Origin of the sequence: Variovorax frigidus, assembly GCF_051216515.1 — a bacterium.
Lineage (GTDB): Bacteria > Pseudomonadota > Gammaproteobacteria > Burkholderiales > Burkholderiaceae_C > Variovorax.
In genome coordinates this window covers 218533-245220 of record NZ_JBPJZF010000003.1, presented here as the reverse complement: position 1 = coordinate 245220, position 26688 = coordinate 218533, and the positions used below count along the sequence as shown (strand labels likewise).

The 26688-nt window shown below is 68.1% G+C and carries 30 protein-coding genes; 19 read left to right on the top strand and 11 right to left on the bottom strand.

Annotated elements, in window-relative coordinates; genetic code table 11:
• Nucleotides 1-26: 26 nt before the first annotated feature.
• The 9 genes from ACSFBC_RS10470 (at nt 27) to ACSFBC_RS10430 (ending at nt 8395) form a co-directional block, all read left to right on the top strand.
• The gene (locus ACSFBC_RS10470) at nt 27-3026 is read left to right on the top strand and encodes a monovalent cation/H+ antiporter subunit A (RefSeq protein ID WP_435510261.1); all 3000 of its coding nucleotides are present in this window, start codon (nt 27-29) and stop codon (nt 3024-3026) included.
• Nucleotides 3027-3164: 138 nt separating this feature from the next.
• Nucleotides 3165-3518: a Na+/H+ antiporter subunit C gene (locus tag ACSFBC_RS10465; protein ID WP_286552988.1), complete on the top strand. Its 354-nt coding sequence runs from the start codon at nt 3165-3167 to the stop codon at nt 3516-3518.
• The gene (locus ACSFBC_RS10460) at nt 3515-5212 is read left to right on the top strand and encodes a monovalent cation/H+ antiporter subunit D (protein ID WP_435510260.1); all 1698 of its coding nucleotides are present in this window, start codon (nt 3515-3517) and stop codon (nt 5210-5212) included. Before ACSFBC_RS10465 ends, ACSFBC_RS10460 begins: the two co-directional genes overlap by 4 nt.
• On the top strand, nt 5212-5703 hold the full coding sequence (locus ACSFBC_RS10455; RefSeq protein ID WP_435510637.1) for a Na+/H+ antiporter subunit E: 492 nt from the start codon (nt 5212-5214) through the stop codon (nt 5701-5703). Before ACSFBC_RS10460 ends, ACSFBC_RS10455 begins: the two co-directional genes overlap by 1 nt.
• Complete coding sequence (locus ACSFBC_RS10450; RefSeq protein WP_183026276.1) at nt 5700-5978, top strand: K+/H+ antiporter subunit F; 279 nt, start codon at nt 5700-5702, stop codon at nt 5976-5978. The genes ACSFBC_RS10455 and ACSFBC_RS10450 overlap by 4 nt, the downstream gene beginning before the upstream one ends.
• Nucleotides 5975-6331, top strand: coding sequence for a monovalent cation/H(+) antiporter subunit G (gene mnhG, locus ACSFBC_RS10445; RefSeq protein ID WP_435510259.1), 357 nt, complete (start codon nt 5975-5977; stop codon nt 6329-6331). The genes ACSFBC_RS10450 and mnhG overlap by 4 nt, the downstream gene beginning before the upstream one ends.
• A gap of 82 nt (nt 6332-6413) precedes the next feature.
• The gene (locus ACSFBC_RS10440; protein WP_435510258.1) at nt 6414-7325 is read left to right on the top strand and encodes a CoA transferase; all 912 of its coding nucleotides are present in this window, start codon (nt 6414-6416) and stop codon (nt 7323-7325) included.
• 15 nt (nt 7326-7340) lie between these two features.
• On the top strand, nt 7341-7982 hold the full coding sequence (locus ACSFBC_RS10435) for a DUF1294 domain-containing protein (RefSeq protein WP_435510257.1): 642 nt from the start codon (nt 7341-7343) through the stop codon (nt 7980-7982).
• A 161-nt stretch (nt 7983-8143) separates the two neighbouring features.
• Nucleotides 8144-8395, top strand: coding sequence for a hypothetical protein (locus ACSFBC_RS10430; protein ID WP_435510256.1), 252 nt, complete (start codon nt 8144-8146; stop codon nt 8393-8395).
• A gap of 31 nt (nt 8396-8426) precedes the next feature.
• Here the strand turns inward: ACSFBC_RS10430 and ACSFBC_RS10425 are convergent, their stop codons facing one another.
• A complete protein-coding gene (locus ACSFBC_RS10425; RefSeq protein WP_435510255.1) occupies nt 8427-10847 on the bottom strand; it encodes a YgiQ family radical SAM protein in 2421 nt (806 codons plus the stop codon).
• A gap of 162 nt (nt 10848-11009) precedes the next feature.
• Between ACSFBC_RS10425 and ACSFBC_RS10420 the strand changes: the two genes are divergently transcribed.
• Entirely contained in the window at nt 11010-11939 is a 930-nt protein-coding gene (locus ACSFBC_RS10420) for a bifunctional helix-turn-helix transcriptional regulator/GNAT family N-acetyltransferase (protein ID WP_435510254.1), read from the top strand.
• A 31-nt stretch (nt 11940-11970) separates the two neighbouring features.
• On the opposite strand, the gene ACSFBC_RS10415 is transcribed toward ACSFBC_RS10420, so the two are convergent.
• Together ACSFBC_RS10415 and ACSFBC_RS10410 are read right to left on the bottom strand one after the other, a co-directional pair.
• Nucleotides 11971-12753, bottom strand: coding sequence for a 3-hydroxybutyrate dehydrogenase (locus tag ACSFBC_RS10415; RefSeq protein WP_435510253.1), 783 nt, complete (start codon nt 12751-12753; stop codon nt 11971-11973).
• An 87-nt stretch (nt 12754-12840) separates the two neighbouring features.
• Entirely contained in the window at nt 12841-14037 is a 1197-nt protein-coding gene (locus ACSFBC_RS10410) for a patatin-like phospholipase family protein (RefSeq protein WP_435510252.1), read from the bottom strand.
• A gap of 73 nt (nt 14038-14110) precedes the next feature.
• Between ACSFBC_RS10410 and ACSFBC_RS10405 the strand changes: the two genes are divergently transcribed.
• On the top strand, nt 14111-14662 hold the full coding sequence (locus tag ACSFBC_RS10405; protein ID WP_435510251.1) for a DUF924 family protein: 552 nt from the start codon (nt 14111-14113) through the stop codon (nt 14660-14662).
• Nucleotides 14663-14672: 10 nt separating this feature from the next.
• Here the strand turns inward: ACSFBC_RS10405 and ACSFBC_RS10400 are convergent, their stop codons facing one another.
• Nucleotides 14673-15572 carry a YihY/virulence factor BrkB family protein gene (locus tag ACSFBC_RS10400; RefSeq protein WP_435510250.1) on the bottom strand — a complete coding sequence of 300 codons (900 nt, stop codon included), beginning with the start codon at nt 15570-15572 and terminating at the stop codon, nt 14673-14675.
• Nucleotides 15573-15670: 98 nt separating this feature from the next.
• On the opposite strand from ACSFBC_RS10400, the gene ACSFBC_RS10395 reads away from it, so the two are divergent.
• The 4 genes from ACSFBC_RS10395 (at nt 15671) to ACSFBC_RS10380 (ending at nt 18115) form a co-directional block, all read left to right on the top strand.
• Nucleotides 15671-16261, top strand: coding sequence for a chromate transporter (locus tag ACSFBC_RS10395; protein ID WP_435510249.1), 591 nt, complete (start codon nt 15671-15673; stop codon nt 16259-16261).
• The gene (locus ACSFBC_RS10390; protein ID WP_435510248.1) at nt 16258-16857 is read left to right on the top strand and encodes a chromate transporter; all 600 of its coding nucleotides are present in this window, start codon (nt 16258-16260) and stop codon (nt 16855-16857) included. Before ACSFBC_RS10395 ends, ACSFBC_RS10390 begins: the two co-directional genes overlap by 4 nt.
• Nucleotides 16858-16876: 19 nt before the next feature.
• Nucleotides 16877-17851, top strand: coding sequence for an aldo/keto reductase (locus ACSFBC_RS10385; protein WP_435510247.1), 975 nt, complete (start codon nt 16877-16879; stop codon nt 17849-17851).
• Between the two features lie 93 nt (nt 17852-17944).
• Nucleotides 17945-18115 (top strand): hypothetical protein, encoded by a 171-nt coding sequence (locus ACSFBC_RS10380; protein ID WP_435510246.1) that lies wholly within the window; start codon nt 17945-17947, stop codon nt 18113-18115.
• 70 nt (nt 18116-18185) lie between these two features.
• Here ACSFBC_RS10380 and ACSFBC_RS10375 read toward each other — a convergent pair whose 3' ends face one another.
• The 3 genes from ACSFBC_RS10375 to ACSFBC_RS10365 form a co-directional block, all read right to left on the bottom strand.
• Nucleotides 18186-18458, bottom strand: a complete 273-nt coding sequence (locus tag ACSFBC_RS10375) for a hypothetical protein (protein WP_435510245.1) — start codon at nt 18456-18458, stop codon at nt 18186-18188.
• A 78-nt stretch (nt 18459-18536) separates the two neighbouring features.
• Complete coding sequence (locus tag ACSFBC_RS10370) at nt 18537-19031, bottom strand: hypothetical protein (RefSeq protein WP_435510244.1); 495 nt, start codon at nt 19029-19031, stop codon at nt 18537-18539.
• Nucleotides 19021-20151, bottom strand: a complete 1131-nt coding sequence (locus tag ACSFBC_RS10365) for a JmjC domain-containing protein (RefSeq protein WP_435510243.1) — start codon at nt 20149-20151, stop codon at nt 19021-19023. The genes ACSFBC_RS10370 and ACSFBC_RS10365 overlap by 11 nt, the downstream gene beginning before the upstream one ends.
• 14 nt (nt 20152-20165) lie before the next feature.
• On the opposite strand from ACSFBC_RS10365, the gene ACSFBC_RS10360 reads away from it, so the two are divergent.
• Nucleotides 20166-20690 carry an FKBP-type peptidyl-prolyl cis-trans isomerase gene (locus ACSFBC_RS10360; RefSeq protein ID WP_435510242.1) on the top strand — a complete coding sequence of 175 codons (525 nt, stop codon included), beginning with the start codon at nt 20166-20168 and terminating at the stop codon, nt 20688-20690.
• Between the two features lie 147 nt (nt 20691-20837).
• Here ACSFBC_RS10360 and ACSFBC_RS10355 read toward each other — a convergent pair whose 3' ends face one another.
• The 4 genes from ACSFBC_RS10355 to coaBC all read right to left on the bottom strand — a co-directional run bounded on the left by ACSFBC_RS10355 (nt 20838) and on the right by coaBC (nt 23705).
• Nucleotides 20838-21338, bottom strand: a complete 501-nt coding sequence (locus ACSFBC_RS10355) for an outer membrane lipoprotein (protein ID WP_435510241.1) — start codon at nt 21336-21338, stop codon at nt 20838-20840.
• 210 nt (nt 21339-21548) lie between these two features.
• Entirely contained in the window at nt 21549-21995 is a 447-nt protein-coding gene (dut, locus tag ACSFBC_RS10350) for a dUTP diphosphatase (protein WP_435510240.1), read from the bottom strand.
• 4 nt (nt 21996-21999) lie between these two features.
• Nucleotides 22000-22482 carry a hypothetical protein gene (locus tag ACSFBC_RS10345; protein ID WP_435510239.1) on the bottom strand — a complete coding sequence of 161 codons (483 nt, stop codon included), beginning with the start codon at nt 22480-22482 and terminating at the stop codon, nt 22000-22002.
• Nucleotides 22479-23705 carry a bifunctional phosphopantothenoylcysteine decarboxylase/phosphopantothenate--cysteine ligase CoaBC gene (gene coaBC / locus ACSFBC_RS10340; RefSeq protein ID WP_435510238.1) on the bottom strand — a complete coding sequence of 409 codons (1227 nt, stop codon included), beginning with the start codon at nt 23703-23705 and terminating at the stop codon, nt 22479-22481. Before coaBC ends, ACSFBC_RS10345 begins: the two co-directional genes overlap by 4 nt.
• A gap of 136 nt (nt 23706-23841) precedes the next feature.
• On the opposite strand from coaBC, the gene ACSFBC_RS10335 reads away from it, so the two are divergent.
• The 3 genes from ACSFBC_RS10335 to ACSFBC_RS10325 are packed head-to-tail and all read left to right on the top strand — an operon-like array spanning nt 23842 to nt 26668.
• A complete protein-coding gene (locus ACSFBC_RS10335; RefSeq protein ID WP_435510237.1) occupies nt 23842-25512 on the top strand; it encodes a CTP synthase in 1671 nt (556 codons plus the stop codon).
• 14 nt (nt 25513-25526) lie between these two features.
• Nucleotides 25527-26384: a 3-deoxy-8-phosphooctulonate synthase gene (gene kdsA / locus ACSFBC_RS10330; RefSeq protein ID WP_435510236.1), complete on the top strand. Its 858-nt coding sequence runs from the start codon at nt 25527-25529 to the stop codon at nt 26382-26384.
• Nucleotides 26381-26668, top strand: coding sequence for a DUF1330 domain-containing protein (locus ACSFBC_RS10325; protein ID WP_435510235.1), 288 nt, complete (start codon nt 26381-26383; stop codon nt 26666-26668). The genes kdsA and ACSFBC_RS10325 overlap by 4 nt, the downstream gene beginning before the upstream one ends.
• The last annotated feature ends 20 nt before the right edge of the window (nt 26669-26688 follow it).

Genomic DNA, 26688 nt, shown 5'->3' with positions numbered 1-26688 from the left:
AGGGACGGCCGATAGAATCGTCGGCAATGTCCCTTGTCCTCCTCGTTGCACTCCCCTTCGTTGCCAGCGTTCTTGCGGCCCTGTTGCCGGCCAACGCGCGAAATCGGGAATCGACGCTCGCTGGACTCGTGGCATTGGGTTGTGCCGTGCAGGCCGGGTGGATGTTTCCGCAGCTGGCCAACGGCAACGTGATCCGCCAGGAGTTCGAATGGCTGCCCGCGCTCGGCCTCGATCTCTCCTTCCGCATGGACGGTTTCGCCTGGCTGTTCTGCATGCTGGTGCTGGGCATCGGCGCGCTGGTGGTGCTGTACGCGCGCTACTACATGTCGGCCTCCGACCCGGTGCCGCGCTTCTTCTCCTTCTTCCTCGCGTTCATGGGCGCGATGATGGGCGTGGTGCTCTCGGGCAACCTGGTCCAGATGGTGCTGTTCTGGGAGCTCACCAGCCTGTTCTCCTTCCTGCTGATCGGCTACTGGCACCACCGGCGCGACGCCCGCCGCGGTGCGCGCATGGCGCTCACCGTCACCGGGGCCGGCGGGCTGTGCCTGCTGGCCGGCGTGCTGGTGCTGGGCCGTATCGTCGGCAGCTACGAACTCGATGTGGTGCTGGCTTCGGGCGACATCATCCGCGCGCATGCGCTCTACCCCGTGGTGTTGGTGCTGGTGCTGCTCGGCGCCTTCACCAAGAGCGCGCAGTTCCCCTTCCACTTCTGGCTGCCGCGCGCGATGGCCGCGCCCACGCCGGTGTCGGCCTACCTGCACTCGGCCACGATGGTGAAGCTGGGTGTGTTCCTGATGGCGCGGCTGTGGCCGGTGCTTTCGGGCACCGAGCAATGGTTCTGGCTGGTCGGCGGGGCGGGCGCGATCACGCTGCTGCTGGGCGGCTTCATCGCGATGTTCCAGCGCGACCTGAAGGCGCTGCTCGCGTATTCGACGATCTCGCACCTGGGCCTGATCACCCTGCTGCTCGGCCTGAACAGCCCGCTGGCCGCGGTGGCGGCCGTCTTCCACATCATGAACCACGCGACCTTCAAGGCGTCGCTGTTCATGGCCGCAGGCATCATCGACCACGAGACCGGCACGCGCGACATCCGCAAGCTCAGCGGCCTGATGCGGCTGATGCCGATCACCGGCACCCTGGCCGTGATCGCCAGCGCCTCCATGGCCGGCGTGCCACTGCTCAACGGCTTCCTGTCGAAGGAAATGTTCTTCGCCGAGACCGTGTTCATCCAGTCCACGCCCTGGATCGACTTCAGCCTGCCGGTGATCGCCACCATCGCCGGCATCTTCAGCGTGGCCTACTCGGCGCGCTTCGTGTTCGACGTGTTCTTCGGCCCGCCCTGCAGGGTTGCTGCCCCCACGCTCGGCACTGACGTGTCCTCGCTGCCCCCCCAGGGGGCTGCCCCCGCCTTGGGGCGGCCCGGCGGCGGTGACGGCGTGCCCAAGCAGCCGCACGAGCCACCGCACTGGATGCGCGTGCCGGTCGAGCTGCTGGTGCTGATCTGCCTGGTGGTGGGCGTGGCGCCGGCCTGGTCGGTCGGCCCCTTGCTGGCCGCCGCCGCGATGCCGGTGGTGGGCGGCGTGCTGCCCGAGTACAGCCTGGCGGTATGGCACGGCTTCAACCTGCCTTTGCTGATGAGCTTCGTCGCGCTCGCGGGCGGCGCCGGGCTCTACCTGCTGCAGCGCCGCGGCCGTGCGCACGGGCGGCTGGAATACACGCCGTTGCTGCACCGCTTCGACGGCCAGCGCATCTTCGAAAACCTGCTGGCGCGCCTGAGCGAAGCCGGCCGGCGCAGCCGTCGCCTTTTCGGCACGCGGCGCCTCCAGACGCAACTGCTGCTGCTGGTGCTGGTGGCGATCGCAGGCGCCACGGCTTCGCTGTGGTTCACGCCCGGCGAACGCAGCACGAGGGCCCTCACGCCCTTCTCGCCGATGTTCGCGATGACCTGGTCGATCGGTGCGGTCTGCGCGCTCGCCGCGGCCTGGCAGGCCAAGTTCCATCGGCTGGCCTCGATGATGCTGGCCGCCGCCGCCGGCCTGGTCTGCTGCATCACCTACATCTGGTTCTCGGCGCCCGACCTGGCGCTCACGCAGCTGGTGGTGGAAGCCATCACCACCGTGCTGATCCTGCTCGGCCTGCGCTGGCTGCCGATGCGCAGCAAGGACGCGGTGCAGCCGGCCTCGGCGCGCCTGCGTCCATGGGGTCGGCGCGGGCGCGACCTGCTGGTCGCCGCCGCAGCCGGCACCGGCATGGCCGCCCTGGCCTGGACCATGATGACCCGCGACTTCTCGCAGAGCATCTCGCCCTTCTTCCTGGACCGCGCGCTCAGCGAAGGCGGCGGCACGAACGTCGTCAACGTGATGCTGGTGGACTTCCGCGGTTTCGACACCTTCGGCGAGATCACCGTGCTGGGCGTGGTCGCGCTCACCATCTACGCGCTGCTGCGCCGCTTCCGCCCAGCGCCCGAATCGATGGCGCTGCCGGCCCAGCAGCGCCAGCAGAAGGACGACGGCAGCAGCGACCTGCTCAACCCGCGCCGCGCCGCCGACAGCGCCATCGGCTACCTGATGGTGCCGGCCGTGCTGGTGCGCCTGCTGCTGCCGCTGTCGGTGCTGGTCTCGATCTACTTCTTCATGCGCGGCCACAACGCGCCGGGCGGCGGCTTCGTCGCGGGCCTGGTGATGTCGGTCGCGCTGGTGCTGCAGTTCATCGTCTCGGGCACCGAGTGGGTGGAAGAGCATCTGCGCATCTACCCACGGCGCTGGATCGCGATCGGCCTGCTGCTGGCGCTCGCCACCGGCGGCGGCGCGGTCGCGCTGGGCTACCCTTTCATGACCACCCACACCGCCCACCTGCACCTGCCGCTGCTCGGCGAGATCCACGTTCCGAGCGCGCTCTTCTTCGACTTGGGCGTGTTCGCGCTGGTGCTCGGCGCCACCATGCTGATCCTCACGGCGCTGGCCCACCAATCGGTGCGCAGCCATCGCTGGTCCGACGAACAAGCCGAGAAGGAGGCAGCGCAATGAACGCGTTGACCACCTTGCCGGCACACCAGCTTCTTCGCGGGATGACATCGATCCGGCTTTGCCGGTCGATCGGCATCGCCCCCGGTAGGGGGTTGGCGGAGCGACACGAAGTGCGCGCAGACTGGGGGCGAGCTTAGTATGGAGGCCGTGCTCGCCATCGCCATCGGGGTGCTCACCGGCTCGGGCGTCTACCTGCTGCTGCGCCCGCGCACCTTCCAGGTCATCATGGGCCTGACGCTGATCTCCTATGCGGTCAACCTGTTCATCTTCAGCATGGGCCGGCTCACCGTCGACAGCGAACCGGTGCTGATCCCCGGCTTCGAGGCCACGCTGGCCAACACCGCCGACCCGATGCCGCAGGCGCTGGTGCTGACCGCCATCGTGATCGGCTTCGCCATGACCGCGCTGTTCCTGGTCGTGATGCTGGCCTCGCGCGGCCTGAGCGGCACCGACCATGTGGACGGTGAAGAGCGCAAGGAGGCCGCGGAATGAACGAGTTCGTCCGCTTCCTCGACCGCTTGCTCGAGTTCACCATGCCGCACCTGGTGGCGGTGCCGATCCTCGTGCCCATGCTCACGGCCGCGCTGATGCTGCTGCTCGACGAGAAGCAGCGCCGGCTCAAGTCCACGCTCAGCGTGATCTCCGGCCTGATCGGCCTCCTCGCCGCGCTGGCGCTGCTGCGCTGGGTCAATGCGGCCGACACCGGCAGCGGGCCCGGCTCCATCGGCGTGTACCTGGCCGGCAACTGGCGCGCGCCCTTCGGCATCGTGCTGGTGGCCGACCGGCTGTCGACGCTGATGCTCGCGCTCACCGGCGTGGTGGCTTTCGCCGCCTCGATCTATTCCACGTCGCGCTGGGACAAGGCGGGCGTGCACTTCCATCCGCTGCTGCAACTGCAGTTGATGGGTCTCAACGGCGCCTTCCTCACGGGCGACCTGTTCAACCTGTTCGTGTTCTTCGAGGTCATGCTGGCCGCGTCCTATGGCCTGCTGCTGCACGGCTCGGGCCGGCTGCGGGTGTCGGCCGGGCTGCACTACATCGCGATCAACCTCGCGGCCTCCTCGCTGTTCCTGATCGGCGCCGCGCTGCTCTACGGCGTGACCGGCACGCTCAACATGGCCGACCTGGGCGCCCGCATCGCGCAGCTCGACGCGGGCGACCGCGGCCTGGTGCATGCAGCCGCCGCCATTCTCGCCACCGCGTTCTTCGCCAAGGCCGGGGCCTGGCCGCTCAACTTCTGGCTGGTGCCCGCGTACAGCGCGGCGGTGTCGCCGGTGAGCGCGGTGTTCGCGCTGCTGACCAAGCTGGGGATCTACACCATCCTGCGCCTGTGGACCGTGATGTTCGCGCCCGACACCGATTTGTCGGCCCAGTTCGGCCAGAGCGTGCTGATCGCCATCGGGCTCTCGACCCTGTTCGTCGGCGCGATCGGCATCGTGGGCACGCAACGGCTGTCGAACCTGGCGGGCTTCAGCGTGCTGATCTCGGCCGGCACGCTGCTCACCGCCATCGGCCTGGGCCAGCCTGCCATCTGGGCCGGCGCGCTGTACTACATGCTGAGCTCGACGCTGGCGGTCAGCGCCTTCTTCCTGCTGATCGACATGGTCGAGCGCTGGCGCAACGAAGGGGCCAGCATCGCACCGCACGAGAGCGCGGGCAACGCGCCCTTCCTGTCCGAGGACCTGACCGCGTTCGACGACGTGAACCTCGACGACGAGCAGCAGGCGCTCTACGGCCGCGCCATCCCGGCCGGCGTGGCCTTCCTGGGCCTGGGCTTCCTCGGCTGCACCCTGCTGCTGGCCGGACTGCCGCCGCTGTCGGGCTTCGTCGGCAAGTTCGCGATGCTCAACGGCCTGCTCGACGCCCCCGTGGTGGGCAAGGCCAGCTGGGCTTTCCTTGGGCTGCTGCTGGTCTCGGGCTTCCTCACGCTGGTGGCGCTGAGCCGCACCGGCATCCGCCATTTCTGGACCCAGCCGCTGAGCGCCATGCCCAGCCTGCGTGCCGTGGAAGTGCTGCCGGTGGCGGCACTGCTGGCGGCCTGCGTCGCGCTCACGATCGAAGCCGGCCCCGTCATGCAGCACGCCAGCGCGACCGCCGAAGGCCTGTTCGCACCCACGGCCTACCGCGACGCCGTGTACGGCGCGCAACAGATCCCCAACCCTGCCGCCAAGGGCACCCTGCCATGATCAAGCGCTGGATGCCTTCGCCGCCCCTGTCGCTCGCGCTCTTCGTGGTGTGGCTGCTGCTCAACCAGTCGCTGCACCTCGCCACCGTGCTGCTCGCCGCGGTGCTGGCGATCGTGGTGCCGCTCCTCACGAAGGGACTGCGGCCGGCCACCGTGCGCATGCGCAAACCCGGCGTGGCCTTCCGTCTCACGTGCGTCGCGTTGCGCGACATGCTGCATTCGGCACTGACCGTGGGCCGGCTGCTCCTGACCCGACGCAACGACGCCATGACACCCTCCTTCGTAAAGGTGCCGCTCGACCTGCGCGACCCCAACGCGCTCGCGGTGCTGTCGATGATCTGCTGCCTGACGCCCGGCACGGCCTGGGCCGAGCTGGCCTTCGATCGCTCCATGCTGCTGATCCACGTGTTCGACCTGATCGACGAACAGGCTTTCATCGACGTCATCAAGAACCGCTACGAGAAGCCGCTGATGGAGATCTTCGAGTCATGACCCCGATCCTGTTCTGGGCCCTCAAAGGCGCCCTCTTCCTGCTGGCGGTCGCGATGCTGTGCGCCGTGTGGCGCCTGCTGATCGGCCCGTCCGCGCAGGACCGCGTGATGGCACTCGACTGCCTCTACATCAACGGCATGCTGATGATGCTGGTGCTGGGCATCAACTACACCAGCAACGTCTACTTCGAGGCCGCGATGCTGATCGCGCTGTTCGGCTTCGTGAGCTCGACGGCGCTGGCCAAATTCCTGCTGCGCGGGGAGGTGATCGAATGACGCCCGATTTCATCGTCGGCCCGCTGCCGATCTGGGCCGAGATCCTGACCGGTTTCTTCGCCGTGCTGGGTGCCGCCTTCGCGGCCATCGGCTCCTTCGGCTTGGTGCGGCTGCCCACCTTCTTCCGCCGCATCCATGCGCCCACGCTGGGCGCGACGGCGGGCGTCTGGTGCCTGACCATCGCCACCATCGTCTACTTCTCGGTGCAGGGCTACAGCCTGTTCCTGCACGCGGTGCTGATCACGCTCTTCGTTTCGCTCACCGCCCCGGTCACGACCATCTTCCTGATGCGTGCCGCCCTGTTCCGCGAGCGCCAGAAGGGCGGCGACGTGCCGCCAGCCGCCGACGACTGAACAGGCCTCCGTGGCTTCCGGCGTTCGTCTTCCCGGACGGCGCGCACGAGAATGACCGGATTTCCCTCTACTTTCTCACGCCATGCCGAGTCCCGCCGCCCCCGTGTTCTCTCCCCTCGCCGGCACGCGCGTGCTGAGCCTGGCGCTCAACCTCCCGGGCCCGGCCGCGCTGATGCGCTGCCACGCGATGGGCGCGCAGTGCCTCAAGTTCGAGCCGCTGGCCCCCGAAGGCCGCTCCGCCGATCCGATGCGCCTCTACGCGCCCGAGGCCTACGACGCGATGCACGAAGGCATCGCGCTGTTGCAGGGCGACCTCAAGACCGACGAGGGCCAGGCGCTGCTGCACATCGAACTGGCCTGTGCCGACGTGCTGATCACCTCGTTCCGGCCGTCGGCACTGGTCAAGCTGGGTCTGGATTGGCATGCGCTGCATGCCCGCTACCCTCGGCTCTCGATGGTTGCCATCGTCGGCGCACCCGGTGCACAGGCCGAGGCGCCGGGCCATGACCTCAGCTACATGGCCGAGAGCGGCCTGGTCACGGGCGCCGAACTGCCGCCCACGCTGTATGCCGACATGGGCGGTTCGCTGATGGCCAGCGAAGCGGTGCTGCAGGCCCTGCTGCACCGTGCCACGCACGGCACCGGCACGCGCATCGAGATCGCACTCTCGGAGGCGGCCCAGTACCTCGCGCTGCCGCGCTACTGGGGCCTGACCACGCCCGGCGGCACGGTCGGCGGCGGGCATGCGGGCTACCGCGTCTACCCCTGCCGCGACGGACGCGTTGCCCTGGCCGCGCTCGAGCCGCACTTCGCGCAACGCCTGTGCGCGGCGGCCGGACTCGATGCGGAAGCCGCGCAGGCCATGTTCCGCTCCTCGACCCACGCGGCCATCGCGGCCTTCGTGCGCACACAGGATTGCGATGCGCTCGAAGCCATGGCGCTCGCGCACGACGTGCCGCTGCATGCGATGCGCGATGCCCGCCCGGCCGCTTGAGCGTCGGGACCAGGCATGAAGAAAAAAGGCGTGGTGCGCCGGTGGGATGCGGCACGCGGCTTCGGCTTCATCCGCCGTCCCGGCGAGGCCGACGTGTTCTTCCACATCCGCGATTTCCGCGGCGCGGGCGCTCCGCCGAGCGAAGACATGGCCGTGGGTTTCGACGAGATCCACGTGGGCGGCAAGGGCCCGCGTGCGATGGCCGTGCATCCGATCGCCGGCGACGGCACGGTGCGCGAGGCATCGCGCGCCGCGCCACGTCGGCCCGCGTCACCCCGCACCGCCACCGCGGCCGTCGGCGCGCGGTCGGTGCTGTGGCTGCTGCCACTCTGGCTCGCGCTGCTGGGCTGCGGCCTGTGGCTGCAGCGCCTGCCCTGGTGGGGCATCGCGGCGCTGGTGGCGCTCAACGCGGTCACGCTGTTCGCCTACGCCTTCGACAAGGACGCAGCGCAAAAAGGCCGGTGGCGCACGCAGGAACAGACGCTGCACCTGTTCGCGCTGCTGGGCGGCTGGCCCGCGGCGGGACTGGCGCAACGGATGCTGCGACACAAGTCCAGCAAGGCTGTTTTCCTGCAGGTCTACGCCGCCACCGCGATGCTCCATTGCATCGCCTTGGCGGCCTGGGTGTTCTGGGTGGCGCCGCGCATCGGCCCCTGAGACACGGTGTACTTCAGGCCGGAAAAGACTGTCACAAATTTGTCATATGAAGCTTGCGACAATCCCCATCCAGACCCGGATTTCAGCCTTGCGCATCCGGGTTGACCCGTATGCCACGGGCCCGGCCACAGCCTCTCCCGAGAGGCACCCAAAGGACCATCGTGAACGCCATCAAAACAGCCCGCAAATTCATCGTCGCCAATCCGGCGAGCGAATCGGCTCGAACGCTTGCACAACTGGTGCTGGCCCTCGAATCCGATACGCACTTCAATGTGGCGGAGCTCTACAAGCTGGAGCTCGAAACCTTCGAGATCGCCATCGACATCCTCAAGGAATGGCGCATCGACCGCTACTACGCGGGCAAGGCGAAGCTGTTCGATCTGTCGGTCCAGGTGAGCGGCCTGCCGGCCTGACGACGACCTGAGCGGTCGGCCTCCGAGGCGCTCAACGCGCCTTGCGGAAGCCCTTGCCCGGCACGCCCGCCGGGCCGCGCGCCGCGCCACCGCTTCCCGTCTCGCGCGGAGGCAGGCCGGTATGCTGCGTGAGGATGCGGCCCTTGGAGGGCTTCACGGGCGCCAGCCTCACGGGGGCTGCGGCCTGGGTCGGCTTGGCTGCAGGCACGACGGTCGAGTTCTTGCGCCGCGCACTGGTGTAGCCGCCATCGGTCAGCGGCTGCCAGGTGGGAATCAGGTGGTGCTTGCCGTTGCCGATCAGATCGGCGCGGCCCATGTTCTTCAAGGCCTCGCGCAGCAACGGCCAGTTGTTGGCATCGTGGTAGCGCAGGAAGGCCTTGTGCAGGCGGCGGCGCTTGTCGCCGCGCACGATGTCCACCGTCTCGCTCTCGCGTGTGATCTTGCGCAGCGGGTTCTTGTTGGTGTGGTACATCGTCGTCGCCGTGGCCATCGGGCTCGGGTAGAAGGTTTGCACCTGGTCGGCGCGGAAGCCGTTCTTCTTGAGCCAGATCGCGAGGTTCATCATGTCCTCGTCGCTGGTGCCCGGATGCGCGGCGATGAAGTACGGAATCAGGTACTGCTTCTTGCCCGCCTCGGCCGAGAACTTCTCGAACATCTGCTTGAACTTGTCATAGCTGCCGATGCCCGGCTTCATCATCTTGGTGAGCGGGCCCTGCTCGGTGTGCTCGGGCGCGATCTTGAGGTAGCCGCCCACGTGGTGCTGCACCAGCTCCTTCACGTACTCGGGCGACTGCACCGCGAGGTCGTAGCGCAGGCCGGAGCCGATCAGGATCTTCTTGATGCCCTTGAGCGCGCGCGCGCGGCGGTAGATCTTGATCAACGGATCGTGGTTGGTGCCCAGGTTCGGGCAGATGCCCGGGTACACGCAACTCGGCTTGCGGCACGCGGCCTCGATCTCGGGGCTCTTGCAGCCCAGCCGGTACATGTTGGCCGTGGGGCCGCCCAGGTCGGAGATGGTGCCGGTGAAGCCGCTCACGCTGTCGCGGATGGCCTCGACCTCCTTGATGATCGAGTCTTCCGAACGGCTCTGGATGATCCGGCCTTCGTGCTCGGTGATCGAGCAGAAGGTGCAGCCGCCGAAGCAGCCGCGCATGATGTTCACGCTGAAGCGGATCATCTCCCAGGCCGGGATCTTGGTCGCACCGTCGTGGCTGCCGTTCTCGTCGGCGTAACGCGGATGCGGGCTGCGCGCATAGGCCAGGTCGAACACGTGGTCCATCTCGGCCGTGGTCAGCGGAATGGGCGGCGGGTTGATCCAGACGTCGCGCGCGGTCGTGCCTTCGCCATGCGCCTGCACCAGCGCGCGTGCGTTGCCGGGATTGGTCTCGAGGTGCAGCACGCGGTTGGCGTGCGCATAGAGCACCGGGTCGGCACGCACCTGCTCGTACGAAGGCAGGCGGATCACGCTGCGGTCGCGCGGCGGGACCTTGAGCTTGACCGACGGGTTGGCAACGAAGGTGATCGGCTTGATCGCCGGGTTCACGTCGGCCGAGCGCGCACGCACCGCCGCCAGGGCCTTGGCACCGGCCGCTTCGGCCGTGGCCGCCACGACCTGGGCTTCGTCTTCCTTGGCGCAGGTGGCGCCGTTGGCCTTGGCCTGCTCCGACACCATGAGGTACGGGTTGACGTGGGCCTCGACACGGCCGGGTTCGTCGACGCTGGTGGAGTTGATCTCGAACCAGGCCTCGGGGGTCTCACGGCGCACGAAAGCCGTGCCGCGCACGTCGGTGATCTGCTGCACCGGCTCCTTGGCCGCCAGCCGGTGTGCGATCTCGACGATGGCGCGCTCGGCGTTGCCGTACAGCAGCAGGTCGCACTTCGAATCGACCACCACCGAGCGGCGCACCTTGTCCGACCAGTAGTCGTAGTGCGCGATGCGGCGCAGGCTGCCCTCGATGCCGCCCAGGATGATCGGCACGTCGCTCCAGGCTTCCTTGCAGCGCTGCGAGTAGACGATGGCCGCGCGGTCGGGCCGCGAACCGCCGACGTCGCCCGGCGTGTAGGCATCGTCGCTGCGGATCTTGCGATCGGCCGTGTAGCGGTTGATCATCGAATCCATGTTGCCGGCGGTCACGCCGAAGAACAGGTTCGGCTTGCCCAGCACCTTGAACGGGTCGGCGCTCTGCCAGTCGGGCTGCGCGATGATGCCCACGCGGAAACCCTGCGCCTCGAGCATGCGGCCGATCACGGCCATGCCGAAGCTTGGATGGTCGACGTAGGCATCGCCCGTGACCACGATGACGTCGCAGCTGTCCCAGCCGAGCGCGGCCATTTCCTCGCGCGAGGTCGGCAGGAACTTGGCCGTGCCGAAGCGGGCTGCCCAGTACTTGCGGTAGCTGGTCAGCGGCTTGGCGGCGCGCGCGAAAAAGGAGACGTCGACGGGGGCGTTCATCGGGGAATGTTGGAGGCCGGGCCTGGCCGTGGGCCCGTGGCGGGCAACCAGCGATTGTAGGTGTTGCGCCTCTTCCTGTCGCCCCTGCGTGCCAGTGACCCGTGCAGCAGCAGGCCATGTATTTTATTGACTCAGTCAACTAACTGACGGCAAAATCCCGGCATGCCCCCTCCCAACGCCGTCTCGTCCGAAGCCGTCAAGGCCCTGCGCCGCTTCAACCGCTTCTTCACGCAACGCATCGGCGTGCTCGACCCCTACCTGGGCAGCGCGCTGTCGCTGACCGATGTGCGCGTGCTCTACGAACTGGCGCACCGGCAGGCGCCGGTGGCGCGCGACCTGCAGCAGGACCTGAGCCTGGACGCGGGCTACCTGAGCCGCATCCTCAAGCGCTTCGAGGCCGCCGGTTGGCTCGCGCGCACGCCCGACCCGCACGACGCCAGACAGAGTCGGCTCACGCTGACCGACGCCGGCCACACGATGTTCGCGCCGCTGCAGCAGGCCTCGCGCGACCACGCGGCCGCCCTGCTCGCCCCGCTGGGCGTGGCGCGGCAGCAGCAGTTGGTCGCAGCCATGGCACGGATCGAGGCTTTGATGGACGCCCAGGCGCCCGCCCCTCCGGTCGTGCTGCGCGACCCGGCACCGGGCGACATGGGCTGGGTGGTGCAGCAGCATGGCGAGGTCTACGCGCGGGAGTACGGCTGGAACCAGGACTTCGAAGTGCTGGTCGCGGGCATCGCGGCCGACTTCCTCCGCAAGTTCCAGCCCGGCCGCGAGAAAGGCTGGATCGCCGAGCGCGACGGCGAGCGGCTGGGCGCGATCTTCCTCGTACGCAAATCGGCGACCGTCGCGCAGCTGCGCATGCTGATCGTGTCGCCCGAAGCACGCGGCCTGGGCCTGGGCGCGCGCCTGACCGACGAATGCCTGGCCTTCGCGCGCGCCGCGGGCTACAAGAAGGTGGTGCTGTGGACCAACAGCTGCCTCACGGCCGCGCGCGACATCTATGCGAAGCGCGGCTTCGTTCTCACGCAGTCGGAGCCGCACGAGAGCTATGGTGCATCGCTCGTCGGCGAGACCTGGGAACTGAAGCTCTGACCCCTTCCCCCTCTGGGGGAAGGGAGAAAAATCACTGCATGAACCAGCCGTGGCTCACCACCAGCGACTGGCCGGTGAGCGCATTGGTCGGGAAGCCCGCGAACAGCAGCGCCACGCGCGCCACGTCCTCGGTGGTCGTGAACTCGCCGTCGACCGTCTCCTTGAGCATCACGTTCTTGACGACTTCCTCTTCGCTGATGCCCAGCGTCCTGGCCTGCTCGGGGATCTGCTTTTCGACCAGCGGCGTGCGCACGAAGCCCGGGCAGATCACGTTGGCACGCACGCCGTGCTTGGCGCCCTCCTTGGCGACCGTCTTGGCCAGACCGATCAGCCCGTGCTTGGCCGTCACGTAGGGCGCCTTGAGCATCGAGGCTTCCTTCGAATGCACCGAGCCCATGTAGATCACGCTGCCGCCACGGCCCTGCGCGTACATGTGCTTGAGACAGGCCTTGGTGGTGAGGAAGGCGCCGTCGAGGTGGATCGCGAGCATCTTCTTCCAGTCGGCGAAGCTGAACTCCTCGACCGGATGCACGATCTGGATGCCGGCATTGCTGATCAGGATGTCGATGCCGCCGAAGGCCTTCGCGCCCTCTTCGACCGAGGCATTGACCTGGTCCTCGTTCGTCACGTCGACGGCCACGCCGATGGCCTGCGCGCCCGTGGCCTTGAGTTCGGCCGCCGTCGCATCGGCGGCGGCCTTGTTGAGGTCGGCAACGATGATCTTCGCGCCTTCCTGTGCGAACAGGATGGCGATTTCCTTGCCGATGCCGCTGGCCGAGCCGGTGATGTAGGCGACCTTGTCCTTGAGTTGCATGGTGAATGTCCTTGAGGGTGAGAAAGGGATGCCGAATCGATGCGGCCAGTCTCGCGCCGCTTCCTTAGTCGAAGCTGAATCGGGCGTTCAGGTGGGCAGGCCCGGCCGCTTGATCCGCTCGGCCCCGTGCTCGCCGAGGTCGAAGGTCGTGACGCCATTGACCGTGGTTTCGGCACGCAGCGTCTCGGGGTGCGACAGGGTCGTGCGCATGTCGCGCGCACCCGAGTCCCAGTGCTCCTCGACGGCCGCGCGCGAGAACTCGTAGTCCTTCGACTCGAGTTCGTAGGGCTTGTCGCGGTAGATCAGGTGAAAGATGTCGATCGGCTCGTGCGTGAGATGCGATTGCACGGCCAGCACGCTCGGGTCCTTGCGCAAGCCGGGCGGCAGTTTGGAAATCAGGTCGGCGATGGCCTGCTGCAGGTTCATGTTGGCGGCCAGCGCATCGGTGTTCATGCGCGTGCGGCTCGAGTAGGTGATGTCCTTCTGGCGCTCGGTCACGCCCGCGAGCGTGTGCGGCATCTCGCCGCGCGCGTTGAACAGGTCGACCTGCAGCACCACCAGCGGCTCGTTGCGCGGGTGCTGGTCGAGCACGTATTGCAGCGGCGTGTTCGACACGATGCCGCCGTCCCAGTAGTCCTCGCCGTCGATGTGCACCGGCGCAAAGCCCGGTGGCAAGGCGCCGCTGGCCATGATGTGCTCGGGGCCGATGCGGTGCTGCGTGTTGTCGAAGTACACCGAGTTGCCGGTGCGCACGTTGACCGCACCCACGCTGAAGCGTGCCTCGCAATCGTTGATGAGGTCGAAGTCGATGAGCCGCTCGAGCGTGGCCTGGAGGGGCGTGGTGTCGTAGTAGCTCAGCAGCGGCGCGGCGCCCCCCATCAGCAGCGCCGGCGAATAGCGCGGCTCGAAGAAGCCCGGGATGCCCACCAGCGAGGCCATGGTGGCGCTCCACTGGTTCTGCTGGGCCCGGCCGCCGAACCATGCGGGCAGCTGCTGAGACGGCGCGGACGACACCAGGTGCCAGAACTCGCGCAGCCGATCGACACGCTTCTCCGGCGCATTGCCGGCGATCAGCGCGGCGTTGATGGCGCCGATCGACACGCCGGCGATCCAGTCCGGTTTCATGCGGGTCTCGCTGAGCGCGGCATACACGCCGGCCTGGTAGGCCCCGAGCGCGCCGCCGCCCTGCAGCACCAGCGCCTTGCGCGCATTGCGCATGTCTTTGCGACGGGCCTCGAAAGGATGAAGCGCGGGCGCGGCCGCGCGGGGTTTCTTCGTCGTCATGGATTCATTGGACACCAGCCGCGTGACCGGCGCTCACGCGGGGCCGGGTCTCCGGGCCTGCAAGAATGTCGCGATGACATCTCAGCCCCTTCCCACCGCCCGCGAGGTGGTCGATTTCTGGCGCGACGCCGGTCCCGCCCGTTGGTTCGCCAAGAACGACGACTTCGACACCGCCTTCATCGCGCTGTGCGCGGACGCCCATCAAGCCGCGGCACGCGGCGAGCTCGAGGCCTGGGCCCACGATGCCGAAGGTGCACTGGCCCTGCTGATCCTGCTCGACCAGTTCCCGCGCAACGCCTGGCGCAACAACCCGCACATGCTGGCCACCGACGCACAGGCCCTGGCCTTCGCGAAGCGTGCGGTGGCGGCGGGCTACGACCGGCAGGTCGACGCGGCGCTGCAGCCCTTCTTCTATCTGCCCTTCATGCATTCCGAGCTGCCGGCCGATCAGGAGCGCTCGCTCGAACTGAATGCATCGCTCGACGCGAACACGCAGCGCTTTGCCGTGCTGCACCGGGACATCGTGCTGCGCTTCGGCCGCTTCCCGCACCGCAACCGCATGCTGGGCCGTGCATCCACCGCCGAGGAACAGGCTTTCCTCGACGCCGGCGGCTTCGCGGGTTGAGCGGAGGGGATCAGGCGTCGTCGCGCGTCGGTGTGGCCGGGGCCGCATCGACGCCCGGCAGGTTCTTCATCGAGCCGTAGCGGCGGGCATAGACCCAGGTGAACTCGGCGCCCAGCAGGAAGATCTGCGCCGAGTAGTAGACCCAGACCAGCACCACCACCAGCGAGCCGGCGGCACCATAGCCCGAGGCCACGCTGCTCTTGCCGATGTACAGGCCGATCAGGTGCTTGCCCACCGTGAACAGCAGCGCCGTGACGCCCGCCCCCACCCACACGTCGCGCCATTCGACCTTCACGCGCGGCATGAGCTTGTAGATCATCGCGAAGATGACCGTCACCATCCCGAAGCTGAACACGAAGTTGACGCCCTGCGCCAGCGCGGCCCAGCCGCCGAACACCGGCGACCACCACTTGCCCAGCGCCGCCAGCGCCGCGCTCGCCACCAGCGACACCATCAGCAGGAAGCCGATGCCCATGATCATGCTGAAGGACAGCAGCCGCACCCGCAGCAGGCTCATCACGCCACCGCGCGTGTCGCGTGCCGGGGCGCGCCAGATGCGGTCCATCGCGTCCTGCAGTTCGCCGAACACCGTGGTCGCGCCGACCAGCAGCAGGCCGAGGCCGATCACGGTGGCGATGATGCCTTCGCGCGGCTTGTTGACCGCTTCGAGCATGCCCTGCACGGCCAGTGCGCCCTGCGCGCCCATCAGGCCCGACAGCTGCGCGAAGATCTCGCCGCGCGCGGCCTCCTGGCCGAACACCAGGCCCGCCACCGAGATCACGATCAGCAGCAGCGGTGCCACGGAAAACACCGTGTAGTAGGCCAGCGCCGCGCCCATGCTCGGGGCGTAGTCGCTCTTCCACGAGAGGAAGGCCTGCTTGGAGAGCTCGAGGAGTGCGCGCAGTTGCATGGCGCGAGTATTGCAGGCCGAAGTCTGGACCCGTGTCGGCGCAGTGCCTGTGTTGCCCTGCGCTGCAGCATTGCGCGCCCGCGCAGATAATCGCCGCCATGCACCCGCCCTCTCCGGACGCGGCCACCGCGCCCGACCGTCCCCGACCCCAGTCCCCACGCGACCTTTTCCTGTCCTTCACCTGGCTCGCGCTGCAGGGCTTCGGCGGCGTGCTGACCATCGTTCAACGCGAGATGGTGGAGAAGAAGAAGTGGCTCACGGCCGACGAATTCCTCGAAGACTGGGCCGTGGCCCAGGTCATGCCCGGCCCCAACGTGATCAACCTCGCGGTGATGATCGGCGACCGCTACTTCGGCCTGCGCGGTGCCGCCGCGGCGCTGGCGGGCATGCTGACGGTGCCGCTGTTCGTGATCCTCGCGCTCGCGGTGCTCTATGCGCATTTCGCGGGCAATCCGCAGGTCGCGGGCGCGCTGCGCGGCATGGGCGCGGTGGCCGGCGGACTGATCGCGGCCACGGGCATCAAGCTGATCACGCCGCTGCGCCGCAATCCCCTGGGCTTCGGCCTGTGCCTGGCGATCGTGGCCGTCGTGTTCGCCGCCATCGCGCTGGCACGCATTCCGCTGGGCTGGGTGCTGATCGTGGTGGGCGGCATCGCCTGTGGCGAAACCTGGCGGCGGCTCGGCAGATGAGCATCACGATGCACTGGCACGACTGGCTCGCGCTCTTCGGGCAGTACCTGATGCTGTCGATGCTGTCGATCAGCGGCGCCATCACCACCGTGCCCGACATGCACCGCTACCTGGTCGTGCAGCACGGCTGGCTCACCGATGCGCAGTTCACCTCGTCCGTCGCCATCGCGCAGGCCGCCCCCGGACCCAACGTGCTCTTCGTCGGCCTCATGGGCTGGAACGTCGGCCTCAACGCGGCGGGCGGTATCGAAGCGGGTCCGCACGCCTGGTTGCTGGGCCTGTTCGGGCTGGCGGTCACGATGCTGGGCATCATGCTGCCCAGCACCACCCTCACCTACTTCGCCACGCGCTGGGGCCATCGCAACCGCGAGCGGCGCGCCGTGCGCGCCTTCAAGCAGGGCATGGGACCGGTCGTGGTGGGGCTGCTGATCGCCACCGGCTGGGTGCTGGCCGCGGGCAACAGCACAGGCATGGCGCCGGCCTGGCACCTCTGGCTGCTCGCGGGCACTGCGGCGCTGATCGTCTGGCGCACGCGCCTTCATCTGCTGTGGCTGCTGGGCGCGGGTGCGCTGCTCGGTGCGATCGGCTTCGTTTAATCCACACAAGGAGAATTCCATGCAACTTCGCCCCCTCGGCCGTTCCGCCCTGCAGGTCTCACCCCTCGCCTTCGGCGGCAACGTCTTCGGCTGGACCGTGGACGAGGCCCTGTCCTTCCGTCTGCTCGATGCCTGGCTCGACGCCGGTTTCAATTTCGTCGACACGGCCGACGTCTACTCTCGCTGGGTGCCGGGCCATGCCGGCGGCGAGTCCGAGGCGATCATCGGCAAGTGGTTCCGCAAGAGCGGCAAGCGCAACCGCGTGGTGCTGGCCACCAAGGTCGGCAAGCCGATGGGCGACGACAAGGTGGGCCTGTCGGCCGCCTACATCCGCGAGGCGGTCGATGCCTCGCTGCAGCGGCTCAAGACCGACCACATCGACCTCTACCAGTCGCACGACGACGATGCGAACACGCCGCTGGAAGAAACGCTCGAGGCCTTCGCCGCGCTGATCAAGGCCGGCAAGGTGCGCGCGATCGGCGCCTCGAATTTCACCGCGCCGCGCCTGGCCGAGGCGCTGGACGTGTCCGAGCGGCTCGGCCTGCCGCGCTACGAAAGCCTGCAGCCGCTCTACAACCTCTACGACCGCGCGGTGTTCGAAGAGGCGCTGGAACCGCTGTGCCTCGAACGCGGCGTGGGGGTGATCAACTTCTATGCGCTGGCGGCCGGTTTCCTCACCGGCAAGTACCGCAGCGAGGCCGATGCGGCCAAAAGCGCGCGTGGTGCCAACACGACCAAGAAGTACCTCAACGAACGCGGCCTGCGCATCCTGGCCGCGCTCGACGGCGTGGCGAAGACCCACGGCGTGACGCCGGCGCAGGCAGCCATCGCCTGGCAGATCGCGCGCCCGGGCATCACCGCACCGATCGCGAGCGCCACCTCGGTCGCGCAGCTCGACGAACTCACACGCGCGGCCACGCTTCGACTCGATACGGCCTCGATCGCGCTGCTCGACGCGGCCAGCCAGGAAGCCGGCGCGACGGTCTCGCAGTAAGCAGACTCCCACACAGATTGGCGACGATGGCGCGGGTCCGCGGGGCTCGCGCGCAGGCAGGCTGGGCGCTCCTTGTTTCGGAGAGAGAGAACCATGTCCTTCGCGCTTTACATGATCGGATTTGTGATCTTCATGGCCGGCCTCGCCTGGGGCGCCTCGGTGGCCGGCGTGCCCACGCTGTACATCGGCATCGGCGCCCTCATCGTGTTGGGCATCGGCATCTTCAGCGCCGTCGGCCGCACGCGGGGCAAGGATCCGTCCTGAGGGGCACGTCGGTCCATCCCATTGAAAAAGCCCGCCCGGTTCGCACCGGGCGGGCTTTTTCATGCGTGGCTCACTTGGGCGCGGAGGCGGCGTTGCGCGCCGCTTCGGTGGCGGCATTGGCCGCATCGAGCGCCGAGGAGGCCGCAGGCGACGGCGTGGCGGCGGCCGGGTCGGAGGCTGAAGGTGCCATCGTGCCGGCCGGCGGCGTGCTGGGCGATGCCGGTGCGGGCGTGACGGCCGCGGGCGGTGGCGTCACGACCACGGGCGCCGGGTCCTCTTTCTTGCCGCAGGCGCTGAGCGCGGCGGCAGCGATGACGACGCCGAGCAGGACGGACTTGTTCATGGAATCTCCTTTGGTGATGGACAGGACAAAAAATTCTAGGCCTGCATCGGTGCTTCCAAATGTGAGCGCGGCCTCGGCTTACAAGCCCAATGTCGAGGCTGCGAAGGCCGGGCGCGACTGCCGCAGACATTCGTCGATGCGCTCGCGCAGCGCACGCCGGCGCTCGGGCTGGCTGCTGCAGACGCCGCGGCTGCGCTCGGGGTCGATGCGGTGCAGCGACCAGGTCGGCGTCCAGACCGCGCTGGGCACCGCGGGCGCACCGCTGCCGCTGCAAGCCCGTGCCTCGACGATATGACTCCAGAGCCGTCGCCACTCGACGAAGCGCGCGTGCGCGCGATCGAACACACCGAAGCCTTCGGCCAGCAGCACCAGGCTGCGGCCGCTCGCGGCCCAGGCCTGCAGCGCGGCGATGCTGGCGCGCTCGCCCAGAGGCCAGTCGGCAAAGTCGGGGTCGCTGAGCACGATCTCGCGCCAGCCTTCGCGAGCGGCCGCGTCCAGTGCGGCCTTGAGCACCGCGTCGAAAGCCAGGCGGCCGTCGAAGGGGCCGTCAGGCCATGCCGTCTCAGACGGCATGGGCCCATCCGGCCTCACACCAGTCGCCCAGCAAGGCCAGCGCGTCGTCGCTGGCGCGGCTCAGATCGCGCGCATCGAGCCCGCGCTGGTCGGCCAGCCGGCGCATCAGCGTGGCATCGCGGCCGCCCGCGCGGAAGCTCTCGCCGTTGATGTACAGATGGCGCGCGTCGTAGAGCATGCGCGTGCGCCGGTCGAGGCGCACGCCCTCGAGCCGATCGGGCAGTTCGCCCGCGTCGAACCACACGTTGGACTTCGGCTCGGTCATCGACTCGCCCAGGGCGCGGTCGATGGCATCGGGGTCGCGCAGCGCGGCCTCGACGGCCTTGCGCGCGAAGGACTGCAGGTCGGCCGGCATCGCCGCGGGACGGTCGACCGCCTCCTGCAAAGGGTCGCGGTAGTGCACCGCCGGGATGTCCTGCAGTTCGTCGGCCTGCGCTTCGGCAATGCGCGCCAGCAGGTCGGCGCCCAGTGGCGCGGCGGCCGGCGAACGCAGGCCGATCGAGCAGGTCATGCAGTCGTCGCCCACGGCCACGCCGTCGTGGGCATAGCGCGGCGGCAGGTAGAGCATGTCGCCCGGCTCGAGCACGAAACTCTGCTCGGGTTCGAAGTTCTGCAGGATCTTGAGCGGCACGTCGGGCTGCAGCTGCAGGTCGCGCTGCCGGCCGATCGACCAGCGGCGCCGGCCGCTGGCCTGCAGCAGGAACACGTCGTAGCTGTCGAAGTGCGGGCCGACGCCGCCGGTGTCGCTGGCGTAGCTGATCATCAGGTCGTCGAGCCGCGCGTCGGGCAGAAAGCCGAACTGCCGCATCAGCGCATGTGCGCCCTCGTGATGCAGGTCGACGCCCTGCACCAACAGCGACCAGCCCGGTTGCTGCAGCGGTGGCAGCGCGCGCCGCGGGAACGGGCCGTGGCGCAGCGACCAGCCCTTGGCGGTCTGGCGCACCAGCCGCGATTCGACGTCTTCCGAGCCGGCCAGCGCGAACAGCGCGCCGCGTTCGACCGGCGGCAGCATGCCGGGCAGGGCCTGGCGCACCAGCAAGGGTTTTTTCTGCCAATGGCGGCGCATGAATTGCGCCGGCGTGAGGCCGCCCAGGAGCGGCAAAGGGGAATGAAGGTCCATGGGAGAATTCTGCAATGGAAATTTCTGAACAATGCGTGGTCGGCCTCACATGGACGATCAAGGACACCCTCGGCGACGTGCTGGACGTGCTCGACGAACCGGTGGAGTTCCTGGTGGGCGGCGACGATCTCTTCGATGCGATCGAGGCCGTGCTGCAGGGCCATGAGCCGGGCGCCCGCGTCCAGGTTCAGCTCGAGCCCGAGCAGGCCTTCGGCGACTTCAACGACCAGCTGCTCTTTCTGGAACCGCGCGCGCTGTTCCCCGAAGGCACCGACGAAGGCATGACCTTCGACGGCGCGGCACTGCCCGCCGGGGTCAACCCGGACATCCTGAAGGATGCGATCTACACCGTCGCCGAGGTCTACCCCGACCATCTGGTGCTCGACGGCAACCACCCCCTGGCCGGCATCGCGCTGCGCCTGGACCTCACGGTCCGCTCGGTGCGCGAAGCCACCGAAGAAGAAATCGGCCGCGGGTCGGCCGGCACCGGGTTCTTCAAGCTGGCCAGCACCACCCCAGGCAACGACACCCTGCACTGAGAAAGAGCCAGCAGCCCCCGCAATGCAAAAGCCCCGCAAGCGGGGCTTTTGTGTTCCAGAGATACCGTGGAACCGGCTTCGCCGGGCCACCGGTATCGCCCCCTTGAGGGGGAGGCGGCGACACGCAGTGCGCCGCTTCGGGGGTGGTCAATACCTTGAGATCTGACCGTTGTTGATCACCACCCGGTCCCCCACCCTGAGTTCGCCCGGCGTAGGCACGTCGAAGGCACGGTAGCCGCCGCGCTCGGTCTCGACCGAAATCCGGTAGCTCTCGTAGGCGCGCGGGCCGTTGGCGTTGGCCTCCACGGTGTTGCCCAGCAACGCACCGCCGACGATGCCCAGCGCCGTGGCTGCAGCCCGTCCACCCCCATGGCCGAACTGGTTGCCGACCACGCCGCCGATCAGGCCGCCGGCCACTGCACCGCCGCCCGAGGGGCCCGCGCCGCGTGTCTCGCTGCGCACCACCTCGATGTTGACGATGCGACCGTACTCGCCATAAGGCTGCGGCGCCGCATAGGCTGGCTGCGCATGGGGGTGATAGGGGTAGCGGCTGCTCTCGTAGACCGGCGCCGGCGCCACGCAGGCGGTCAGCGTGGCCAGGGCCACCAGGCCGGCCGAGATGGAAAGGAAGCGAAGTTGTTTCTTCATGTTTCGTGCTCCACGCATGTGGTTGTGAGCTCTTGCTGCGGGCCAATGAGGGCTTCTTGTTCAACGCGCTACGGCCTGTCAGGATGACCGCGGACACCGTTGTCATTCAACCATCATCTCGAATTTCGAGGGCCGGGCGCTGCCGCGAGTTCCGATCTTTACGCGAGCGAAACCAAGCAACGGGCGCAGGCCCGCGCCTACAGCCCAGCCTCAGCCGCGCCCGGTGGAGCCGTAGCCGCCCTCGCCACGCTCGCTGGCTTCGAACGAACTCACCACGTTGAACTTGGCCTGCATCACCGGCACGATCACCAGTTGCGCCAGGCGCTCCATGGGCTGCAGCACGAAGGCGGTGTTGCTGCGATTCCAGGCGCTGATCTTGAGTTCACCCTGGTAATCGCTGTCGATCAGGCCGACCAGGTTGCCCAGCACGATGCCGTGCTTGTGGCCCAGACCGGAGCGCGGCAGGATCAGCGCCGCATAGCCGGGGTCGGCCAGGTGCACCGCAATGCCCGTGCCCACCAGCTGCCAGCCGTTGGGCTCCAGGGTGATGGGCGCATCGAGGCAGGCGCGCAGGTCGAGCCCCGCGCTGCCGGGGGTGGCGTAGGCCGGGAGTTGGTCCGCCATGCGCGGATCGAGGATACGGACGTCGACGTTCACTTCTTCACTTGCCTTGCTGTTGTCTTTGTTTCTCGGCCGCGTTGCGGGCCGCTTCCTGGGCCCACTGGCTCCAGCTGGTCACGCCGGCCGGCAGCAGTCGATGGCGCATCTGCTTGGCGACCCAGAAGCCGCCGGCCAATACCAGCAGGATCATGCCGAAGGGCGCGTCGAACACGAACATGCCGACCAGCGCCAGCAGCCAGACCGCGGCCACGGCGCGCACCACCTTGAAAGGCAGCGCTGCGCCGCCCGCGGCACCCGCTTGCGCAGGCACGGGCGGGCGTTTCGCCGCCCGACCCCGCGGCGCCACAGCGCCGGGCGACAGTCCGGCGTGCGGTTCGGACGAAGGCGGCATGCCGACGTCGAGCGCGTGCGAGCCATCGACCGAGGCGGTTCGCAGCGCCAGCGCGGCACGCGCCGACAATTGGTCCACATAGCGGGCGAAGTCGCCGTTCGGCGGCGTGTTCGATTGCGTGTTCAGGTTCATGGAGAAGTCCTCGTCGGAAGGCGCGCTGCGATCTCTGCGATCAGCTCGCGCGCCAGTTGCAATTTGGGGGCGCGCGGGAGTTCGCGCACGCCGTCGGCATCGACCAGCAGCAGGCTGTTGTCGTCCTGGCCGAAGGTCAGCGGCCCGATGTTGCCCACCAGCAGCGGAATGCCCTTGCGTTCGCGCTTGGCCTTGGCATGCGCGGCCAGGTTCTCGCTCTCGGCCGCGAAGCCGACGCAGAACAGCGCGCCACTGGCTGCGCGCGGGCTGCGTGCCACCGTGGCCAGGATGTCCGGGTTCTCGATGAAATTCAGCACCGGCGGCAGGCCGCTGCCGTCCTTCTTGATCTTCTGGTCGCTGTGCGAAGCCGGGCGCCAGTCGGCCACCGCCGCCGTGGCGACGAAGACCGACGCATGCGCCGCCTCGCGCTCGGCAGCGGCGAGCATGTCCAGCGCCGACAGCACATCGATCCGGCGCACGCCGCGCGGGGTCGGCAGGTGCACCGGGCCGGCGATCAGCGTGACCTCGGCACCGGCCTCGCGGGCCGCGCGCGCGATGGCGAAGCCCATCTTGCCGGACGAATGGTTGGTGATGCCGCGGATCGGGTCCAGTGCCTCGAAGGTGGGGCCGGCCGTGACCAGCACGCGCTGGCCCGCGAGCACCTTGGCATGGAAGAAGGCCGTGATGTCCTCGAGCAACTGGGCCGGCTCCAGCATGCGGCCGTCGCCGGTCTCGCCGCAGGCCTGCCAGCCGCTGCCCACGCCGAGCATCGTGGCGCCGTCGGCGGCCACCTGCTGCAGGTTGCGCTGGGTCGCGGGGTGCGCCCACATCTCGCGGTTCATCGCCGGCGCGATCAGCAGGGGCACCTGCGCGGTCGGGCGTGCCAGGCACATCAGGCTCAGCAGTTCGTCGCTGCGGCCCTCTGCCAGTCGGGCGATGAAGTCGGCGCTGCACGGCGCCAGCACGATCGCGTCGGCCTCCCGGCTCAGGTTGATGTGCGGCATGTTGTTGTCTTCGCGCGCATCCCATTGCGACACGTAGACCCGGCGCCCCGACAGCGCCTGCATCGTGACCGGCGTGATGAACTGCGTCGCCGCCTCGGTCATGACCACCTGCACGGTGGCGCCGGCCTTCACGAACAGCCGGCACAGTTCGGCCGATTTGTAGCAGGCCACGCCGCCGGTGAGCCCGAGGACGATGTGTTTTCCGAGGAGGTCTTGCATATCGCCCGAAGTGTAATGAGATGCCACGCGGCAGGCAGATGCGTAGGGAGACTCGGTGCGCGGCGCGAAATGGCGACCCGCAGCCACCTATAATCCTCATTTCCCACTGACCGGACCTGAAAAGTCTGGAAATGGCATGACCAAATTCGTCTTCGTCACCGGCGGTGTGGTGTCTTCCCTGGGCAAGGGAATCGCCTCCGCCTCGCTCGCCGCCATCCTTGAGTCGCGCGGCCTTTCCGTCACCCTGATCAAGCTGGATCCGTACATCAACGTCGATCCCGGCACGATGTCGCCGTTCCAGCACGGCGAGGTGTTCGTCACCGACGACGGGGCCGAAACCGACCTCGACCTCGGCCACTACGAGCGCTTCATCAACACCCGGATGCGCAAGGCCAACAACTTCACGACCGGCCAGATCTACAAGTCGGTGCTCGAGAAGGAACGTCGCGGCGACTACCTCGGCAAGACGGTGCAGGTGATCCCGCACATCACCAACGAGATCCAGGAATACATCAAGCGCGGCGCCGGCATCGACACCGCGCACGAGGTCGACGTCGCGATCGTCGAGATCGGCGGCACGGTGGGCGACATCGAGTCGCTGCCCTTCCTCGAGGCCGTGCGTCAGATGAGCCTGCGCAACGGCCCCAACAACTCGGCCTTCGTGCACCTGTCGTACGTGCCCTGGATCGCCGCGGCCGGCGAACTCAAGACCAAGCCGACCCAGCACACCGCCAAGGAACTGCGTGCCATCGGCATCCAGGCCGACGTGCTGCTGTGCCGCGCCGACCGCCCGATCCCCGACGACGAGCGCGCCAAGATCTCGCTGTTCTCGAACGTGCCCGAATGGGGCGTGATCTCGATGTGGGACGTCGACACCATCTACAAGGTGCCGCGCATGCTGCACGAACAGGGCCTCGACGGCCTGATCTGCGACAAGCTGCGCATCAACACGCCGCCGGCCAAGCTCAAGCGCTGGGACGACCTGGTGTACGAGGTCGAGCACCCGCAGCGCGAAGTGACCATCGCGATGGTCGGCAAGTACGTCGATCTGTCGGACAGCTACAAGTCGGTCAACGAGGCCCTGCGCCATGCCGGCATGAAGAACCATGCGCGGGTGAAGATCGAGTACATCGATTCCGAGACCATCACGCCGCAGGACGTCTCGCGCCTGGCCAAGTACGACGCGATCCTGGTGCCCGGCGGCTTCGGCAAGCGCGGCGTCGAGGGCAAGATCTCGACCGCCCGCTTCGCCCGCGAAAGCAAGGTGCCCTACCTCGGCATCTGCCTGGGCATGCAGGTCGCGACCATCGAGTACGCACGCAACGTCGCCGGCCTGAAGAACGCCAACAGCACCGAGTTCGATCCCGAGACGCCAACCCCCGTGATCGCGCTGATCACCGAGTGGAAGGACGCCGACGGCACGGTCAAGATGCGCAACGAGAAATCCGACCTCGGCGGCACCATGCGCCTGGGCGCGCAGAGCTCCGACGTGTCGCCCGACACGCTGGCGCACAGCATCTACGGCGACGTGGTGACCGAGCGTCACCGCCACCGCTACGAAGCCAACGTCAACTACCTCGACCAGCTGCGCGATGCCGGCCTGGTGATCTCGGCGCTCACGCAGCGCGAGCACCTGACCGAGATCGTCGAGCTGCCGGTCGACGTGCACCCCTGGTTCATCGGCGTGCAGTTCCATCCGGAATTCAAATCCACGCCCTGGAGCGGTCATCCGTTGTTCAATGCATTCATCAAGGCCGCGCTCGAACACCAGGGCGCGGACAAGAAGGCCTTGAAAGTCGTGGCCTGAAGGAACAACCCACCATGAAGCTTTGCGGATTCGACATCGGGCTGGACCAGCCCTTCTTCCTGATCGCCGGACCCTGCGTGGTCGAGTCCGAGCAACTGCAGATGGACACCGCCGGCACGCTGAAGGAAATCACTTCGGCGCTCGGCATCCCCTTCATCTTCAAGAGCAGCTTCGACAAGGCCAACCGCTCCTCGGGCACGAGCTTTCGCGGCCCGGGTCGCGACAAGGGCCTGGAGATCCTGGCCAAGGTCAAGCGCGAACTGAACCTGCCGGTGCTGACCGACGTGCACACGCACGAGGACATCACCGAGGCCGCCAAGGTGGTCGACGTGCTGCAGACGCCCGCCTTCCTGTGCCGCCAGACCGACTTCATCTACGCCGCGGCGCAGTCGGGCAAGCCGGTCAACATCAAGAAGGGCCAGTTCCTCGCGCCGCACGACATGAAGAACGTGATCGACAAGGCACGTGCGGCTGCGCGCGAAGCCGGCCTCGACGAAGACAGCTTCATGGCCTGCGAACGCGGCGCGAGCTTCGGCTACAACAACCTGGTGTCGGACATGCGCTCGCTCGCGATCATGCGCGAGACCCGTGCGCCGGTCGTGTTCGACGCGACCCATTCGGTGCAGCTGCCCGGCGGCCAGGGCACGACCTCGGGCGGCCAGCGCGAGATGGTGCCGGTGCTGTCGCGCGCGGCGGTCGCGGTCGGCGTCGCAGGCCTGTTCATGGAAACGCACCCCGACCCATCGAAGGCGCTGAGCGACGGCCCCAACGCCGTGCCGCTCAAGCACATGAAGGCACTGCTCGAGACGCTCGTCGCGCTCGACCAGGTGACCAAGAAAAACGCATTCCTCGAGGACATCTTCCAGTCATGAGCGCCTACATCATCGCCAACGTCGAAGTGACGAATCCGACCCAGTACGAGGAGTACAAGAAGTGGTCGACGGCCGCCATGCAGGCGCATGGGGCCGAGGTGTGCGTGCGCGGCGGCAAGGTCGAAGTGCTCGAAGGCGACTGGGCGCCCGAGCGCCTGGTGATCCTCAAGTTCCCCAGCGTCGAAGCCGCCAGGAAGTTCGACAGCTCCCCCGAATACGGCAAGGCGCGCGCGGCGCGCCAGGGTGCCGCGATCATGCGAATGATCGTGGTCGAAGGTCTCTGAGTTTTTAGTCTTGAGAAGGA